The organism is Streptomyces sp. NPDC045021, from assembly GCF_056432645.1.
On sequence record NZ_JBWKIQ010000019.1, the window covers coordinates 111,912 to 127,300 of the forward strand.

At 70.3% G+C, this 15,389-nt stretch carries 13 protein-coding genes and 2 pseudogenes; 9 read left to right on the forward strand and 6 right to left on the reverse strand.

The window, feature by feature from the left end; translation table 11 throughout:
* The first annotated feature begins 5 nt into the window (after positions 1–5).
* Both AC07DC_RS37855 and AC07DC_RS37860 read left to right on the forward strand, forming a co-directional pair.
* A complete protein-coding gene (locus AC07DC_RS37855; RefSeq protein WP_478919295.1) occupies positions 6–1,391 on the forward strand; it encodes a DUF1996 domain-containing protein in 1,386 nt (461 codons plus the stop codon).
* A gap of 274 nt (positions 1,392–1,665) precedes the next feature.
* Positions 1,666–2,481 carry an RNA polymerase sigma factor gene (locus tag AC07DC_RS37860; RefSeq protein WP_478919269.1) on the forward strand — a complete coding sequence of 272 codons (816 nt, stop codon included), beginning with the start codon at positions 1,666–1,668 and terminating at the stop codon, positions 2,479–2,481.
* Between the two features lie 64 nt (positions 2,482–2,545).
* Here the strand turns inward: AC07DC_RS37860 and AC07DC_RS37865 are convergent, their stop codons facing one another.
* Entirely contained in the window at positions 2,546–3,619 is a 1,074-nt protein-coding gene (locus tag AC07DC_RS37865; protein ID WP_478919270.1) for a PucR family transcriptional regulator, read from the reverse strand.
* A gap of 719 nt (positions 3,620–4,338) precedes the next feature.
* Between AC07DC_RS37865 and AC07DC_RS37870 the strand changes: the two genes are divergently transcribed.
* The 4 genes from AC07DC_RS37870 (at position 4,339) to AC07DC_RS37885 (ending at position 8,351) form a co-directional block, all read left to right on the forward strand.
* Complete coding sequence (locus AC07DC_RS37870) at positions 4,339–5,073, forward strand: hypothetical protein (protein ID WP_478919272.1); 735 nt, start codon at positions 4,339–4,341, stop codon at positions 5,071–5,073.
* Positions 5,074–5,114: 41 nt separating this feature from the next.
* Positions 5,115–6,542, forward strand: coding sequence for an NADH-ubiquinone oxidoreductase-F iron-sulfur binding region domain-containing protein (locus AC07DC_RS37875; protein WP_478919273.1), 1,428 nt, complete (start codon positions 5,115–5,117; stop codon positions 6,540–6,542).
* A 225-nt stretch (positions 6,543–6,767) separates the two neighbouring features.
* Positions 6,768–7,772 carry an SCO0930 family lipoprotein gene (locus tag AC07DC_RS37880; RefSeq protein ID WP_478919275.1) on the forward strand — a complete coding sequence of 335 codons (1,005 nt, stop codon included), beginning with the start codon at positions 6,768–6,770 and terminating at the stop codon, positions 7,770–7,772.
* 153 nt (positions 7,773–7,925) lie between these two features.
* Complete coding sequence (locus AC07DC_RS37885; RefSeq protein WP_478919276.1) at positions 7,926–8,351, forward strand: hypothetical protein; 426 nt, start codon at positions 7,926–7,928, stop codon at positions 8,349–8,351.
* A 1-nt stretch (position 8,352) separates the two neighbouring features.
* Here the strand turns inward: AC07DC_RS37885 and AC07DC_RS37890 are convergent, their stop codons facing one another.
* From AC07DC_RS37890 to AC07DC_RS37905, 4 genes are all read right to left on the reverse strand, one after another.
* The gene (locus AC07DC_RS37890) at positions 8,353–9,648 is read right to left on the reverse strand and encodes a DUF4132 domain-containing protein (protein ID WP_478919278.1); all 1,296 of its coding nucleotides are present in this window, start codon (positions 9,646–9,648) and stop codon (positions 8,353–8,355) included.
* Positions 9,649–9,762: 114 nt separating this feature from the next.
* Positions 9,763–11,346 (reverse strand): APC family permease, encoded by a 1,584-nt coding sequence (locus AC07DC_RS37895; RefSeq protein ID WP_478919280.1) that lies wholly within the window; start codon positions 11,344–11,346, stop codon positions 9,763–9,765.
* Between the two features lie 174 nt (positions 11,347–11,520).
* Positions 11,521–12,339, reverse strand: coding sequence for an SGNH/GDSL hydrolase family protein (locus tag AC07DC_RS37900; protein WP_478919282.1), 819 nt, complete (start codon positions 12,337–12,339; stop codon positions 11,521–11,523).
* A complete protein-coding gene (locus AC07DC_RS37905; protein WP_478919283.1) occupies positions 12,326–12,895 on the reverse strand; it encodes a PadR family transcriptional regulator in 570 nt (189 codons plus the stop codon). The genes AC07DC_RS37900 and AC07DC_RS37905 overlap by 14 nt, the downstream gene beginning before the upstream one ends.
* Positions 12,896–12,981: 86 nt before the next feature.
* Between AC07DC_RS37905 and AC07DC_RS37910 the strand changes: the two genes are divergently transcribed.
* From AC07DC_RS37910 to AC07DC_RS37920, 3 genes and pseudogenes are all read left to right on the forward strand, one after another.
* The gene (locus AC07DC_RS37910; RefSeq protein WP_478919285.1) at positions 12,982–13,410 is read left to right on the forward strand and encodes a nuclear transport factor 2 family protein; all 429 of its coding nucleotides are present in this window, start codon (positions 12,982–12,984) and stop codon (positions 13,408–13,410) included.
* Positions 13,411–13,563: 153 nt separating this feature from the next.
* Positions 13,564–13,829, forward strand: a pseudogene (locus AC07DC_RS37915) (chloride channel protein); the annotation flags it as partial.
* 87 nt (positions 13,830–13,916) lie between these two features.
* Positions 13,917–15,107, forward strand: a complete 1,191-nt coding sequence (locus AC07DC_RS37920) for an MFS transporter (RefSeq protein ID WP_478919286.1) — start codon at positions 13,917–13,919, stop codon at positions 15,105–15,107.
* Between the two features lie 69 nt (positions 15,108–15,176).
* On the opposite strand, the pseudogene AC07DC_RS37925 reads toward AC07DC_RS37920, so the two are convergent.
* Positions 15,177–15,389, reverse strand: a pseudogene (locus AC07DC_RS37925) (Crp/Fnr family transcriptional regulator); the annotation flags it as partial.

Consider the following 15,389-nt stretch of genomic DNA (forward strand, 5'->3'; position numbering starts at 1 on the left):
CCGCGATGGTGTTGGGTGCGGGCGGGGTCGCGTTCGTCGCCGCGAATGCCTCTGCGGGCAACTCGAAGAGGGACTCCGCACAGACGCAGGACGTCGGGGCGGCCACGATTGCCTGTCCCGATGTGGGGGACAAGCTGACGGCCGTTCCCGATGAGGCGAAGCCGGCTGTCGATCAGAATCTGGCGCAACTGGACGCGCAGGTGGCGGACTCGTACAAGAAGCTCGCGGCCGGGCAGTGGGACAAGAACACGTCGCTGAACGATCTGCAGCAGAAGCGCAGCGGCACGATCGCCCGTATCGACGAGGCGATTTCCAAGGTGGCGCAACCGCCGGCCGGCCTGGACGAGTTGAGTGCCTGTGTGATGAAGGCCACGGATGTGAAGCCCGGTGACACCGGGGGCGGGCAGGACGAGGCCGGTGCTGTGCAGAACCAGCAGGACGGTCAGGTGCAGGACGGTCAGAACCAGGCGGTGCAGGACCAGGCGGTGCAGGATCAGAGCAAGAAGCAGGGCAAGGGTCCGTCGAAGGCGGACTTTGTCGACATCACCAAGGTCCGGCCGAATGTGCAGAAGCCGCGTCTGCGGGCCGGCGCGTCCACCGGTTCGTTCACTTCGAGGTGCGGCCGCAACGAGAACAAGCACTTCAATCCGGACAATGTCATCGTCGCGCCCGGTGTGAGCAACGGCGCTCACCACATGCACGATTACGTGGGCAACAAGACCACGGATGCGTTCTCCACCAACGACTCTCTCGCCGCGGCCGGTACGACGTGCAGCAACGGGGACCAGTCGGCCTACTACTGGCCTGTGCTGCGGGTACAGAACGCCGGGCAGGGACCGGATGTGAACGCGCCGGGTGGCGGCCAGGACGCCAACGTGGGCAAGATCCTGCAGCCGAAGAGCGTCACGATCCGCATGGACGGCAGCCCGGTCAGCCGGGTCACCGCGATGCCGCGTTTCCTGCGGATCATCACCGGTGATGCCAAGGCCTTCACCAACGGCCCGGCCAACGCCAATGCTTCGTGGAGCTGCACGGGGTTCGAGAACCGCCAGCTGAAGGACAAGTACCCGATCTGCCCGCAGGGCAGCGACGTGGTGCGTACGTTCACCTTCCAGAGCTGCTGGGACGGCAAGAACATCGACAGTGCCAACCACCGGACCCATGTGGCCTTCGCGGATCGTAACGGTGCGTGCGGCAACGGGTTCAAGGCGATTCCGCAGCTGGTGGAGCGGATCACCTACAGCGTCCCGCAGGGTGCGCGGATCGCTGTGGACAGCTTCCCCGAGCAGTTGCACAAGCCGGTGACCGACCATGGCGACTTCGTCGACGCGATGTCGGACCGTCTGATGCGGCAGGCGGTGAACTGCATGAACAGCGGTCGCAGGTGCTGATGACCAGGGGAGGGAGTGTGTCCGGGGCTGCCGGGCGCCGCTTCCCCCGTTAGGACCCTCGGGGCAGGGCGCTCCCCATGCCCCCGCCCGGCCCCGAGATGGGCGTGGCCCCGGAGCCGACTCCGGGGCCACCGCCATGTCTGTGCGCCAATCCGGCCGTCCAAGCTGTGCGAGCGCTGTGGAACGCGTACGGTTCGGCGCACGTCCCACGGAACACGACTACGGAGCCGGGGCCGAATCCGGAACGAACTCCGTAGTCGCTCGATTGTGCGAGGTGGCAGTGCTGGGCTCTCGCGAGGCCGACAACGACCGGGAACGCGCGGTCGCGCAGGAAGCCGTGCCCTCCGACGAGGAGCTCACCCGGCAGCTGAAGGACGGCTATGGCTCAGGCACCGCGAACCCGGCCGCGGGTGACATCCTCTACCGTCGGCACCGTGAGGCCGCTCTCGCGTACGCGCACCGGTGCTGTCGTGATTCCCACGACGCGGAGGATCTCGTGTCGGAGGCGTTCATCCGCACGTTCCAGGCGGTGCGTTCGGGGGCCGGGCCGCAGGGGGCGTGGCGGCCGTATCTGCTGGCGGTGGTGCGGCATACGGCGATCGAGTGGGGTGCCGGTGACCGCAAGACGCTGCTGACGGCGGATCTGGAGTGGTGGCGGCAGCAGTCGCCGGCCGGTACCGATCCGCAGCAGCATCTGCTGGCCAGCGAGGATCGTCAGTTGCTCGTCCGCAGTTTCAACACGCTGCCCGAGCGGTGGCAGGCGGTGCTGTGGCACACCCTGGTGGAGAAGGATTCCCTTGCCGAGGTGGCCGCGCTGCTGGGTATCACTCCGAGTGGTGTGACGTCCCTGGCTTTTCGTGCGCGCGAGGGGCTGCGTGAGGCGTATCTGCACGCTCATGTGGACAGCGTGGGAGACGATCGGTGCCGGCACTTCAGCGCCATGCTGGGCACGGCGATACGGCGCAGTGGCGCTGTTCGCAGCCGTGATCTCGCGCGGCATCTGGCCGATTGCGGGTCGTGCTCGCGGGCGTACCGCGAGCTGGTCGACCTCAACGCGACGATGCGTGCGGCGGTTCCTGCCGGGTTGTGAGGAAGGTCCGGCGGATCACGATGGGTGTGTGATCCGCCGGAACGGGCCGGTGGGCCCGGGTGGTTCAGAGTCCGTTGACGCGTGCTTCGCGTGCGACGACCAGTGGTCGGAAGCCCACCGTGACGGTTCGCGCCCTGCGGGTCACGCGGGTGCTGCGGCGTCCTATCTCGGCCATCAGCCGGCGGCTGCGCAGCGCCATCTCCAGTTCGAAGCGGGTGCGCGGGTCACGCAGTCCCTGGCCGAAGAGCTTCTCCAGTTGGCGCATGCGGTAGCGCACTGTCTGTGGGTGCACGCTCAGTGCTTTGGCCGCTTCGGGTGCTCCGCCGCCTTCGAGCCAGGCCAGGAGGGTCACTTCCAGCCGTTCGCTCTGGCGTGGTGTCAGTCCTGCCAGCGGCCGGAGCCAGCGGGCCGCCAGGGCTTTGGCCAGCGGTTCGTCCTGGAGCAGGAGCAGGGTGGAGAGGTGGTCGTCGACGAAGACGGGCCGGGCGTCGGGTCCTGCGGGGGTGGGGGTGAGGTTCAGCAGGCGCCGGGCCCACCGTAGTGAGGATGCGGCGTCGCGCAGCGGGACGGCGTGTCCGACGGCGGCGGTCCGGCCGCGCAGGGCGGCCTCCAGTGTGCCGCGGGTGTCCGGGTCGGGGCTGGGTATGAGCAGGCAGGGCCCGTCGCTGCCCATGCCGACCAGGCAGTCGTCGAGGGAGGCCGCCAGTTGCTGGCTCTCGCCGGGTGAGGTGACGGCGACGGCCCGGACGGTTTCGGGCAGTGGCCAGCGGGCCTTGCGGGCCAGTTCCGTGAGGGATGCGGCCGGTACGTCGATGGTGCCGGTCAGTGCGTTGAACAGGTCCTGGCGTGACCGGTCGATCGGTACCGCCGCGGGGGCGGGCGGCTCCTGGGGGAGTTCGCGGTCCTTGTGTGGCTTGTGGTAGCCGAGGGCGGTCAGCAGGGCTTCTTCGAGCCCCTGCCGGACCGTTTCGCGGCCCATGTCGTCCAGAAGGTCGGCGAAGCCGGGAATTTCATGCCGAAGCGCCTCGACCATCTCATCTGCCAGTGACGGGAGTTCCTTGCGCAGAACGCGGGTCCACTCGCCACGGGGGAGGGACCAGATGCGGTTAAGAAGTTCGCACATCTCTACCTCGTTCATGCCGGGGTAAGACCTGCCTGGGGGGAGGACAGGTCTTGCGGAGGTTGCCTCCATCGCCGGCCATCCTTGTCCGGCGGAGGAGTTGAGGGTCCTCCTGCGCCCTCCTAGAGGTTGCTTCCCGCCAGTGGTCCCGGAGTTTTGCCGGGTCTTTACCACCAGGGTGCGGCCGGGACGGTTTAGACCCGGTCCGGCCGGAACCGGAAGCACTTGGTTGAGCATCTTCCGCAGTTGCACACCGTGACGACGACGGGGAAGCAGGAACTTGTCACGATGCGATAAATCTTGTGGAGATGCTGGGAAGTTGAGCGATGCTGCTGCACCCGGTCACTGCTCATCGGCTGCGGAGGCGATCCCTCCAATACCCGCACCGGAGCCGGTCCCCCCAGCCGTTGAGTTTCGGCGAGTTTACGGCTCCGCATGTCCCCCGTGCGGGCCGTGCTGCCCCGGGTTTCACCGCTGCTGCAAAGCAGCGCCGACATCAACCCCCTGGGCTCCGGGTGCGACTTGCAGTGCTCGGTACCCCCGCTCGGGAGGCTTTCCCTATGCCCTTGTCCCCCATGCAGTTTCCCCGCCAGGACGGGTCGCGCCAGGCGCGCCGGTCGCACCGAAGGAGACTGAACGCCGGAGCGGCCGCCGGTGGACGGCGAGCCGTCCGCCGGCCTCCTTTGCTGTCCGGGGCCGGCGGGCGGCGTCCGGTCACGATCGTCACGCTCGCTCTGGTGGTCCTCGTCGCGTTGGCCGTAGCGGGCAACGTGGGCGCTTTCACCCGGCCCCTGGACTTCCTGGACTTCGGAGCGGGAGTGCTCTCCCTGGTCTCGCTCACCGCCACCGTGCTGTGGGGCCTGGCCGCCACCGACCGGCTGCTGTTGCACTCCAGCCACCGGCTGCTCGCCCAAGGCGTGCACCGCGGCCTGGCCAGCGCGGGACTCGGCTTCCTCGCGCTGCACATCTGGGTGAAGGTCCAAAGACAGGAGACCAGCGCGGGCGCGGCGGCCCTGCCGTTCACCGACGGCCGGCAACCCCTGATGATCGGGCTCGGCACGCTCGCCGGGTACCTCTTCCTGACCGTGGCGGTGACCGGCGCGGTGCGCAGCGCGTTCGCCTCCGGCGGGCGCTCTCGCTGGTGGCGGGCCCTGCACATGGGCGCGTATCCGGCCTGGGGCGCGTCGCTGCTGCACGGCCTGAAGGCCGGCCGGCCGGCGAGCGGCTGGGTGACGGTGTCCTACGCGCTGTGCCTGGTCGGTGTCGCCGTCGTGCTCGCCGTGCGCCTCAGGTCCCGGCAGAAGCGCGTGGCCGCCGGCCCGCAGATCGCCACGACCGCGGCCTTCCGGGTCGTGCCACCGCGGGAGCCGGACCGCCCACCGCGCGCCGCCGTCTACGTGCCGCGCCAGGACACGGACCGTATGGACCGGTCCGGCGGGCGGGTCGACAGCACCGCTGGATGGCGGCTGTGAACGGCCCCCGTCCGGCGATCGGCTGTGTCGGAGCGCCACGGGTGTTCGCGGGACTGGACGAGGTGCCGCGGCTGGACCGCGTCTCGCATCTGGCGGTGCACGGGTCGCTGCCCCGGCTGCGGCCGGAGGAACTGCTGGCGCTCGCCGAGGACATCGACCTGCGCGGCCGCGGGGGAGCGGGCTTCCCCTTCGCCCGGAAGCTGAAGTCGGTGACCCGGGCGGCCGAGAGCCGGGACGGACGCACAGCCGTCGTCGTCAACGGCAGCGAGGGCGAGCCCAGTTGTCTCAAGGACACCGCGCTGCTGTTGCACTCCCCGCATCTGGTGCTCGACGGAGCGCTGCTGGCCGCCGCGGCACTGAACGCCGAGGAAGTCGTCGTCGGTGTGACCAGGACCGACATCGAGCAGTCGGTCCAGGACGCCATCTATGAACGCGGCCCGACCGGCCTCAAGCTCCGGGTGACCCTGCTGCCCGAGCGTTTCGTGACGGGGGAGAGCTCCGCTCACGTCAGCGGGCTGAGCAACGGCCCCGCGCTGCCGTCGGGGCGTTCCATCCGGACCAGCGACCGGGGCCTGGGCGGGCTGCCCACCTTGCTGTCCAACACCGAGACGTACGCCCAACTCGCCCTCGCCGCACGGCTCGGCGCGCTGGGCTACCGCTCCGTCGGCCTGCCGACCGAGCCGGGCACACTGCTGCTGACCGTCGCCGGGTCCACGGTGATGGAGACGCCGACCGGTGTCCCGCTGTCGTACATCCTGGAACTGTGCGGGCTCGGCCCCGGCCAGGGTGTCCTGGTCGGCGGCTATCACGGCAAATGGCTGGATCCGTACTCCGCGAAGGCGGCGGACATCTCCCGGGAATCCCTGACCTCGTTCGGCGCGGTGCTCGGAGCGGGAGCGGTACTGCCGCTGCCCGACGACACCTGCCCGGCCGGTGAGGTGCTGCGGGTCACCCGCTGGATGGCCGGGGAGTCCGCGGGCCAGTGCGGGCCCTGCGTGCTGGGGCTGCCGGCTCTCGCCGACACCCTCGAACTGGCCGTCCACGGCGGTGGCCAGGCCGCGCTCGACGCCGTCCAGGCACGTATGCAGTCGGTCAGGCGCCGCGGCGCCTGCAGCCACCCCGACGGGACCTCGAATTTCGTGGAGTCGGCGCTCGCCGCGTTCCCGGACGACTTCTACGACCACGCGCTGGGCAGCGGCTGTGGCCGGCCGGTCCTGGGGACCCTCCCGCTGCGCGCGGACGAAACCGCCCCGGCACCGGCCGCCGAAGAGCGCACCGAGCGGCTGCTCGTGGACTGGACGCGGTGCCAGGGGCACGGACTCTGCATGGACATCCTCCCCGAGGTGATCCAGCTCGGCGCCGACGGCTATCCGGAGAAGGCGTCGATGGACCTGCCGGCCCGGCTGCGCCCGAAGGCGCTGCGCGCCATCCGGCGCTGCCCCGCCCTCGCGCTGCGCATCCAGGACTGAGTCACTCCCCGGCGCGCTCCCCGCGGCGGACGGTCCAACCACCCCTGCTGCGACGGCAATTCCCGCCGCCACGAGGGCAAATGTCCTGCCCCCACACCACGTTGACCCGCTCGGTTCTGTGCGTGATGTGACAAGTTTTGAATCGGCTGAACGCCACCCACCGTTCCTCCCGTATCAATTAGCGACGGCGAGCGAAGCCGCCGAACCGAATGCGAAGGAGCAGTCATGGTAAACAGGCGTCGGGCAGCATTCGCTGGAGCGGCCACCGTGGTCTTTCTGCTGACGGCAGGATGCGGCAGCAGTGAAAAGAGCGGTAACAACGCGCAGGGAGCCAACGTCCAGCCCGCTGGAGACAGTAAGGACATCGGGACTGGATACGGCTCGGATTACGGTGCGAGCTCCGGCGGATATGGCACGACCACCGGCTCGGGCGCCGACCAGGCAGGTGCGAAGAAGGGCGAGCCGGCGAAGGAACTGGCGGTGCGCAGCGACGGGAAGCTGGGACCGATCGTCACCGACAGCAAGGGGTTCACCCTCTATCGGTTCGACAAGGACACCGCCCAACCGCCCAAGTCCAACTGTGACGGCGCCTGCGCCATCACCTGGCCGGCCGTGCCGGCGGACGACGCCACCGCCTCCGCGGGCATCAAGCCCGAGCTGCTGGGCGAGGTCATCCGCACGGACGGCAGCCGGCAACTGACGCTGGCGGGCTGGCCGGTGTACCGCTACGCGATGGACACCCAGGCCGGTGACACCAAGGGCCACGGGGTGGGCGGGACGTGGAACGCGCTGGCGCCCGACGGCAAGAAGGCCGGACAGCAGGCGGCCGCGCAGCCGGCCCCCACCCAGAGTCAGAGCCAGGTCAGCGACGTCCAGCTCTCGGTCACCAACAACGACGAGCTCGGCAAGATCATCGTCGACGGGAAGATGCGGACCCTCTACCGGTTCAGCAAGGACAGCGCCTGGCCGATGAAGTTCGCCTGCCTCGACGCGTGCCTGAACACCTGGAAGCCCGCCAAGCCGGTCGACAAGAGCAAGGTGACCGGCGTGGCGTCCAAGCTGGTCGGCACCGTCACCCGGCCCGACGGTACGAAGCAGCTCGCCATCGACTGCTGGCCCGTCTACTGGTTCACCGGTGACGAGAAGCCCGGTGACATCAACGGCCAGGGCAAGATGGGTCTGTGGTTCGCGGTCACCCAGGGTGGCAAGAAGGCCGGCGCGGGTTCCTGAGCCCCGGCCCCCGGTGCCATCCGCACGGGGAGGTCAGGCCCGGTCACCGGGCCCCGGCCTCCCCGTGCGGGCACCCGCCCCGCACCGAGGGGTGAAGAAGCAGAGCCCGGAATTGTGGAATTCCGGAATTCCGACCGAAGCGATGAGGTTGATGTGCCGAATCTGCGACTTGGACATGTCGTCGCGGCGCTTTGTGTGATCCTGCTGAGCGGCTGCGCCGGAAATGCACACACAAAAAGCACCGCGGCAGCGGTTCCCACTCCCGTACCGGCGGCCGGCCCCGCCTCGATACAGCAGATCGCCGCCGTCCTCGGCTGCAAGGCCAATATCAGCGTTGTCGCGACAGAACTGCGGCAGGGTTCGTGCAAGACCGACCAGGGCGAGTTCCGCATGCTCACCTTCGCGGCGGAAACCGGACAGCACGCGTGGCTGACGGAGGCTCAGGCGTACGGCGGCATCTACCTCGTCGGGACCCGTTGGATCGTCACGGCCCAGTCCCAGGAGGCCCTGAAGGGCCTGCGCGCGACCCTCGGCGGCACCATCCAGGCGGGCGCCGATCACGCCGGCCACGGCGGCTGAGTCACCCCACCGCCCGCCCGGGCGGTGCGGTCAGCTGCGGGATCGGCTGCCGCAGGCCCTTTTCGACCAGGAGGGACTGCAGGTGTCCGACCCAGGGGGACTGCTGCGGCGTCGGCCGGAAGAGCCGTACCGAGGCGCCGTCGGGCAGGACGTAGGGCAGGCCGCTGCTGCCGACCACCGTCCATTGGGTGCCGTCGCGGACCGGCAGGCCCGTCGTCACCCGGCAGCCGCCGATGAGCACATCCCAGACCAGGGCCCCGCACATCGGGCCGGCGACCTCGTCGTCGAGCCAGTCGCGGCACCACGCTCCCGCGGGCAACTCCGTCCCGGCCGCCAGATCCGCCGTCAGCCGCTCGCGGATCGCGCCGACACGCGCACCGAGAGCGGCGTGCCGTGCGGTGAGTTCGGCGACAGGGCCGGCGAACTGCCGCCGGACCTCCTTCGGGATCGACGGCAGCACGGGCCCGGACGCCTCACGGAACTCCGTCGCCAGGGCCCCGCTGGAGCGGACGACCACCCGCGCCATGTACGGGCCGATCCGCACCCCGCGCCAGTCCTCCGGCGGTGCCGCGCGGTCCGCCCGGTACTGCTCGAGCAGGGTGCGGGCCAGGTCACGGACATCGTGCACGGCGCCGGCCGCGGCCCGGCGGCGGGGCAGCGAAGCACTGCTCTGCCCGGCCGCCGTGGCCAGCGCGTCGAGCCCGGCGCGTACCCAGCGCGGCTGGCGGCGCGACGGCCTGCTCCGCCGGCGCAGCGCCGCCCCGAGGGCGCGGATCGCGACGGGGTCGCCCGAGACGCAGGCCGCCCAGACCAGTCCGGTGAGCAGGGGCCCGACCGCGTCGTACGCCGTCACCGCGCACGCCGCCTTCAGCATCCCGGCCAGCGCGAGCGGAGCGGCGGGCGCCTCGGTCAGCAGGTACTCGGTCCGGCACAGCCAGTCGTGGGTGGGGCGGACCTTGGTGGCGGTGCCGCAGTGCGCGAGGAGTTCGAGTACCCCGTCGTCGAAGAGCACCGGGCCGAGCGCGTCGCGGACGGCGCCGCCGAAGGGATCGGCCGCGGGGAACAGCCGGGCGGCCCGGTCGGAGAGGTCCGGGAGGTCGGAGAGGTCCGGGCCTTGCGGGTCCGGCGGGACCGCGTCGTGCGGGTCCGGAAGGACGGTGTCAGTGAACGACGTGACGTCGAACGTCTGTTGCTTCGCCGGGCCGCGGTCGTGCCGGAGCGGCAGCCATCGCATCGCCGCCCGGCCGCGGCGGTGCGCCCGCGCGATCCGCAGCTTCAGCCATCTCGTCGATCCCACCGCGCCCCCGTCCCCCACCGCACCGTACCTCGGTGTGCGGAGCGGACGGGAGGAGTTCGTGGACGACGAACAGGCCGGGTCACGTTGCCCCCTGGCGGCGTTGGACCGGACGTCTCAGAGCGGCTTCCGCTCCGGGGTGGGTGCGTGCGCGGGGTCGTGGGCGGAGACCGCGATGGTCTCCTGGTGGAAGAACGCGGGGCGGATCACCCGGTAGATGATCATCAGGATCCCGCCGAGCACCAGGGCGCCGATGCCGGTGACGAAGACTCCGCCGAGCTGCCAGTGCGGCGGGAAGGGCAGGGTCCAGGAGGTGCTGCCGTAGTCCGAGGCGGAGTAGACCACGCAGGCGTTGATGAAGAAGTACAGCAGCAGGACGCCGCCGAGCCCCGGCAGGATGCCCTTGCCCCACAGATCGCGGGGGCTGCGGGTGAGCACCCTGCGGTAGTACCAGACGCAGGCGAACCCGGTGAGCCCGTAGTAGAAGGCAATCATCAGGCCGACCGACCCGATGGAGTCGGCCAGCACGTTCTCACTGACCCGGGTCAGCATGACGTAGAAGGCGATGGAGGCCAGGCCCATGCCCACCGTCGACCACGTCGGGGTGAGGAAGCGGGGGTGCATACGGGCGAACCGGTCCGGGATCGCCTTGAATGCGGCCATCGACAGCGTGGTGCGTGCCGTCGGCAGGATGGTGGTCTGGGTGGAGGCGGCGGCCGAGGTGAGCACCATGAGGATCAGGAGTTTGGTGGCGAACCCGCCCCAGCCTCCGGAGCCGAAGACCTCGCTGCCGAGGCTGGACAGCACATCCCCGGAATTGTCGGGGTTGCCGAGCCCGATGCCCTTGTCCCCGACGCCGGCGAAGGCCTGCGCGGAGACGCTGACCACGACGTAGACGAGCAGCAGGATGACGGTGGACATGACCGCGGCCCGGCCTGGGGTGCGGCCGCGGTCCCTGGTCTCCTCGTTGACCGACACGGCCGTGTCCCAGCCCCAGTAGATGAAGACTCCGGCGAGCACGCCCTTGGTGAGGGCGTCCAGCGAGTCGATGTTGGCCGGGTTGAACCAGGACCACGACACCTCCGTCGCCACGCTCGACGCCGTCCCCCCGTAGACCTTGACCAGCGCGGTGACGGCCAGCACGAAGAGCATCACGATCTCGATGGTGAGCAGCACCTTCTGCAGGTTGGCCGAGAGCTCGATGCCGATGTAGCAGATCAGGGTCATCACGGCGATCCACAGCACGCCGACCACGGTGACCCATGTGGTGTTCTCGGCCAGTCCGTCCGCGCCGAAGAGCTGGAAGCCGTACGCTCCGGCGATCTGCGCCAGGTTCGCCATGACGATGATGTCGGCGGCGATGATGCCCCAGCCGCCCATCCACCCGGTACGGGGGCCGAAGGCCCGGGAGGCCCAGGTGAAGGTGGTGCCGCAGTCCGGGTCCGCCTCGTTGAGCTGTTTGTAGCCGTAGGCGATCAGGAACATCGGGATGAACGCCAGGATGATCACAATGGGTGACTGGAACCCGACGAACACGACGATGACCCCGAGGGTCGCCGCGAGACTGTAGGCGGGCGCGGTGGAGGCCAGGCCGATCACGATGCTGGAGAACAGCCCCAGCGCGCCGCCCTTGAGCCCCTTCTCCGTCGCTCCTGGTCCCGACGGAAGGCGGGCTTCGGGCGGAACAACGGGAATACCCATGTCGGCCGCCTCCGGTCAAAGAAGCACACCCCACCCAGCTCTCATGCTCTAACAATGAACCGCTTTCCCGCGGGTCCGCAACCGGGAGCGGGGGCTCGCGCCGCTGGCTGCGGGTGCCTGAGGGGATCACCGACTCGACGACTCGGTGGGTGCGAGGGAACCGGTGATCCCTCGCTACGACGCTTCGCGTCGGCCGGTGTCCGCAGGGGAGTCGGGCGCCGCGCTCAGGGGCAGGAGGTGGGGGCGTTTCGCGGTGCGGCCGTCGCCCGAGGACCGCCCGCGCAGGCGGCGACCGAGCCAGGGGCACAGGAACGCGGTGGCCCAGCGCAGCTCGGCTGCTGCGCTCTGCCGGCGCGTGGGGCGTGCCTGTGGTGGCAGTGGGTGGGTCCAGGCGCCGCTGCTGCCGGGCAGGGCGATGGCGTGGGCGAGGGCTGCGGCGATCCGCTCGTGGCCGAGGGGGCTGGCGTGGAGCCGGTCGGCCGTCCACAGCCGTGGGTCGGTGGTGATGGAGTACGGTGCGGTTTCGGCGACCCGGACCCCGTGGCGGGCGGCCGCGGCGCGGATGTGGGTGTTGAGGTCGACGACGCGCGATCCGAGGGGCCGGGCCAGGGGTGCGATCCTTCCGACGTCGGGGAAGGTGAGGGTGACCACATGGGCCCCCGCGCCGGTGAGCGCGGCGAACATCCCTTCCAGGTGGCCGGCGACCTCCGCGGCGTCGAACCGGGGCCGGAGGATGTCGTTGACCCCGGCGACGACGGTGGCCACATCGGGGCGCAGGGCCAGGGCGGGCCCCAGCTGTTCGGCGCGGACCTGGCCGGCGACGCGTCCTCTGACGGCCAGATTGGCGTAGCGCAGGCCGGGGTTGACGGCCGTGAGGTGCTCGGCGAACCGGTCGGCGAAGCCGCGCAGTCCGACGGTGTCGTCCCCGTCGCCGAGTCCTTCGGTCTGGCTGTCGCCCAGGGCGACGTAGCGCAGATAGTCACCGTTCGGCATGGGTTGTCTGCCTTTCCCGTAGAACGGCTGCGATGCGCAGGCACCAGTCGCGGTGGCCCTGCTCGAAGGCCAGGCCGCGCAGGCACGTCAGGTACGGCCCGATCCGCTCGCCGTGGCGCAGGAACTCCTCCTCGTCCGCGTCGCCGCGCATGTGCCGCAGCAGGTTGCCGAGCAGCTCGATCTTGGCTTCGGCCGCGGCGGCGCGTTCCTGGAGTTGTTCGATGACCGGCGCGGTGCCGATGCGGTCGGCTGCCTGGACCTTGACGAGGAGGTCGTCGCGGATGACCGAGGGCTTGGAATCGGCCGCGGCGAAGGCTTCCAGCTCGGCGTGGCCGGCGTCGGTGACGTGGAACATGCGTTTGTTGGGCCGGGACTCCTGGACCACCTGCCGGCCGGCGACCAGCCCTTCCTTCTCCAGCTTGGCCAGCTCGGTGTAGAGCTGCTGGGGCAGGGCGTGCCAGAAGTTCGCGACGCCGATGTCGAACGCCTTCGCCAGCTGGTATCCGCTGTACTCGCCGTCCAGCAGCGCCGCCAGTACGGCATGTCGCAGGGCCATCGGGGCAACCCCTTCCCTTTCCTTGTCGGACACTGCATCCTACCCAAGAAAGCGATTAGTCATATCCTTGAGTATTTGGAGGGGTCATGGAGAGTGCCGAACGCTTCCGCGCCGCTGTGGAGAAGCGTGATCTCGCCGCGCTGGACGAGCTGTTCACCGACGACATCCGCCTCTACAGCCCGGTGAAGTTCACCCCCTTCGAGGGCAAGCCCATGGTGCTGGGACTCTTCGGCGTCCTGCTGCGCACCTTCGAGGACTTCCGCTACGTCGGACAGCTCGAGGGCACGGCCGAGACCGGCGCCGACGGCGACCAGGCCGCGTCGGAGATCCTGATCTTCCGGGCCACCGTGGACGGCAAGGAGATCCACGGGATCGACCTGCTCCAGTTCGACGAGGCGGGCCGGGTCAAGGAGTTCACCGTGATGGTCCGCCCCCAGTCCGCCGTTCAGGCCCTGGGACAGGCAGTCCTCGCGGGCCTGGTCGCCGACGGCCTCGTCCCCGGGCCTGCGTCATGAGCAACAGTCCCGCAGGCCCGCCGGCGCCATGCCGTGCTCCCGGGAGCGGTCGGCGGCGCCCCGCCGGCTCCACCTGAAGGCCGGATCGTCGGCCGGAAGCCCGCCCGGGAGGAGCCGTTGTGACACCCGATCAGGTGCCGGCGGGGGTGGGGGCTGATCGTGGTCTGCAAGGCGCCCGCCTACTGCGTCTCCCTGAGCAGCTTCCGGGGAGGCCCCATCTACCCGGCGATGTTCGTGGGAGCGACGGGCGGGTGGCCATGCTGAAACTGCCGATGACCTCGGTCCTACTGGCCACCCTCCTGCTGGGAGCGGCCGGTCTCACCGTGATGCCGCTGGTGTTCGTCGCCGTCGTCGTCTCCTACGTCGTCTCGCTCAGGCTCACCCCGGTGTCCGCCCGCCTCCCCGCAGCCCACCCCTAGCGCTGCTCCGGCCCCGTTCCGGTGGCCGGCGGCGTGTCGGGCTTGCCCCTTCGGCCGGGGACGGTGCGCGCGGTTACCGTCGGTGGCATGGACGGTGATCGCCGAGGATGGCGCCAGTGTCTCCTCAGCGGAGCCGTGTTCGCCGTGTGCATGGCCGGCACCACGCTGCCGACCCCGCTCTACGGCCTCTACCAGGAGAAGTTCGGCTTCTCCGAGCTGACGGTCACCGTCGTGTACGCGGTGTACGCCGTCGGCGTCATGGGCGTGCTGCTGCTGGTGGGCAATGCCTCGGACGTCGTCGGCAGGCGGCCGGTGCTGCTGGCGGGCCTGGGATTCGCGATGGTGAGCGCCGTCTTCTTCCTGTGCGCCTCGGGGCTGGGCTGGCTGTATGCGGGACGGCTGATGTCGGGACTGTCCGCCGGCCTGTTCACCGGGGCCGCCACGGCGTACGTGATGGAGCTGGCACCGCATGGCGGCGCCTCCCGGGCCACGTTCGTGGCGACGGCCGCCAACATGGGCGGGCTGGGCTGCGGACCGCTGCTCGCCGGAGTGCTCGCGCAGTACGCCGCCTGGCCGCTGCACCTGCCGTTCGTCGTCCACCTCGTCCTGGTCGCGGTTTCGGTCGCGGTGCTGCTGCGACTTCCTGAGACCGTGCGGGAGCGGCGGCCGCTGACCGCCGTGCGGCCGCAGCGGCCGGGGCTGCCCCCACAGGTGCGGGGGGTGTTCGGGCCCGCGGCGATCGCCTCGTTCGTGGGGTTCGCCCTGTTCGGGGTCTTCACATCGGTCAGCCCGGCGTTCCTTTCGCAATCCCTGGGCGTGGACAACCGCGCCGTGAGCGGGCTGGTCGTCGCGCTGGCCTTCTTCGCCTCGACCGCAGGTCAGCTGGCGGTCGGCCGGGTCGGGGTGGAGCGGTCGCTGCCCCTGGGTTGCGCCGCGCTCCTCGCCGGACTGGCGCTGCTCGCGGGCGCGCTGCGCTGGGACCTCCTGTCGCTGGTGGTGCTGAGCGCCCTCGTCGGTGGGGGTGGGCAGGGGCTGGCGTTCCGCGGCGCGCTGGCCGCGGTGGCCGAGGCCTCTCCCGCGGACCGGCGCGCGGCGGTGATCTCGACGCTGTTCGTGGTGGCGTACGCAGGCATCTCGGTGCCGGTGATCGGTGTGGGGGTGCTGTCGGGCCCCATCGGCCTCGAGGGCGCGGGGCTGGTGTTCATCGCGTGCATGGCCGTCCTGGTCTCGACCGCGGCCGTCTACCTGCTCCGGCGGCCGGGGCGCGTCAGGACATGAGCGGGTACGAACACGGTGCCCGTCATCCCCGCCGCGCACCGGCGGACTCGGCGATGGCCGGAACAGTTCTCAGTCGCGCCAGTTGGCGACGTTGACGTTCTCCAGGATGCCGAGGGCGTCGGGGACGAGTACGGCGGCGGAGTAGTAGGCGCTGACGAGGTAGCTGATGATGGCCTTCTCGTCGAGTCCCATGAAGCGGACGTTGAGGCCGGGTTCGTATTCGTCGGGGATGCCGGTCTGGCGCAGGCCGATGACGCCCTGGTTGTCCTCGCCGGTGCGTAC

Excerpts from the sequence above, each read along its gene's own strand:
- AC07DC_RS37855 (WP_478919295.1), top strand. The coding sequence starts at position 6 with ATGGTGTTGGGTGCGGGCGGGGTCGCGTTCGTCGCCGCGAATGCCTCT.
- AC07DC_RS37865 (WP_478919270.1), bottom strand. The coding sequence starts at position 3,619 with ATGAACGAGGTAGAGATGTGCGAACTTCTTAACCGCATCTGGTCCCTC.
- AC07DC_RS37880 (WP_478919275.1), top strand. The coding sequence starts at position 6,768 with ATGGTAAACAGGCGTCGGGCAGCATTCGCTGGAGCGGCCACCGTGGTC.
- AC07DC_RS37895 (WP_478919280.1), bottom strand. The coding sequence starts at position 11,346 with ATGGGTATTCCCGTTGTTCCGCCCGAAGCCCGCCTTCCGTCGGGACCA.
- AC07DC_RS37900 (WP_478919282.1), bottom strand. The coding sequence starts at position 12,339 with ATGCCGAACGGTGACTATCTGCGCTACGTCGCCCTGGGCGACAGCCAG.
- AC07DC_RS37905 (WP_478919283.1), bottom strand. The coding sequence starts at position 12,895 with ATGGCCCTGCGACATGCCGTACTGGCGGCGCTGCTGGACGGCGAGTAC.
- AC07DC_RS37910 (WP_478919285.1), top strand. The coding sequence starts at position 12,982 with ATGGAGAGTGCCGAACGCTTCCGCGCCGCTGTGGAGAAGCGTGATCTC.
- AC07DC_RS37920 (WP_478919286.1), top strand. The coding sequence starts at position 13,917 with ATGGACGGTGATCGCCGAGGATGGCGCCAGTGTCTCCTCAGCGGAGCC.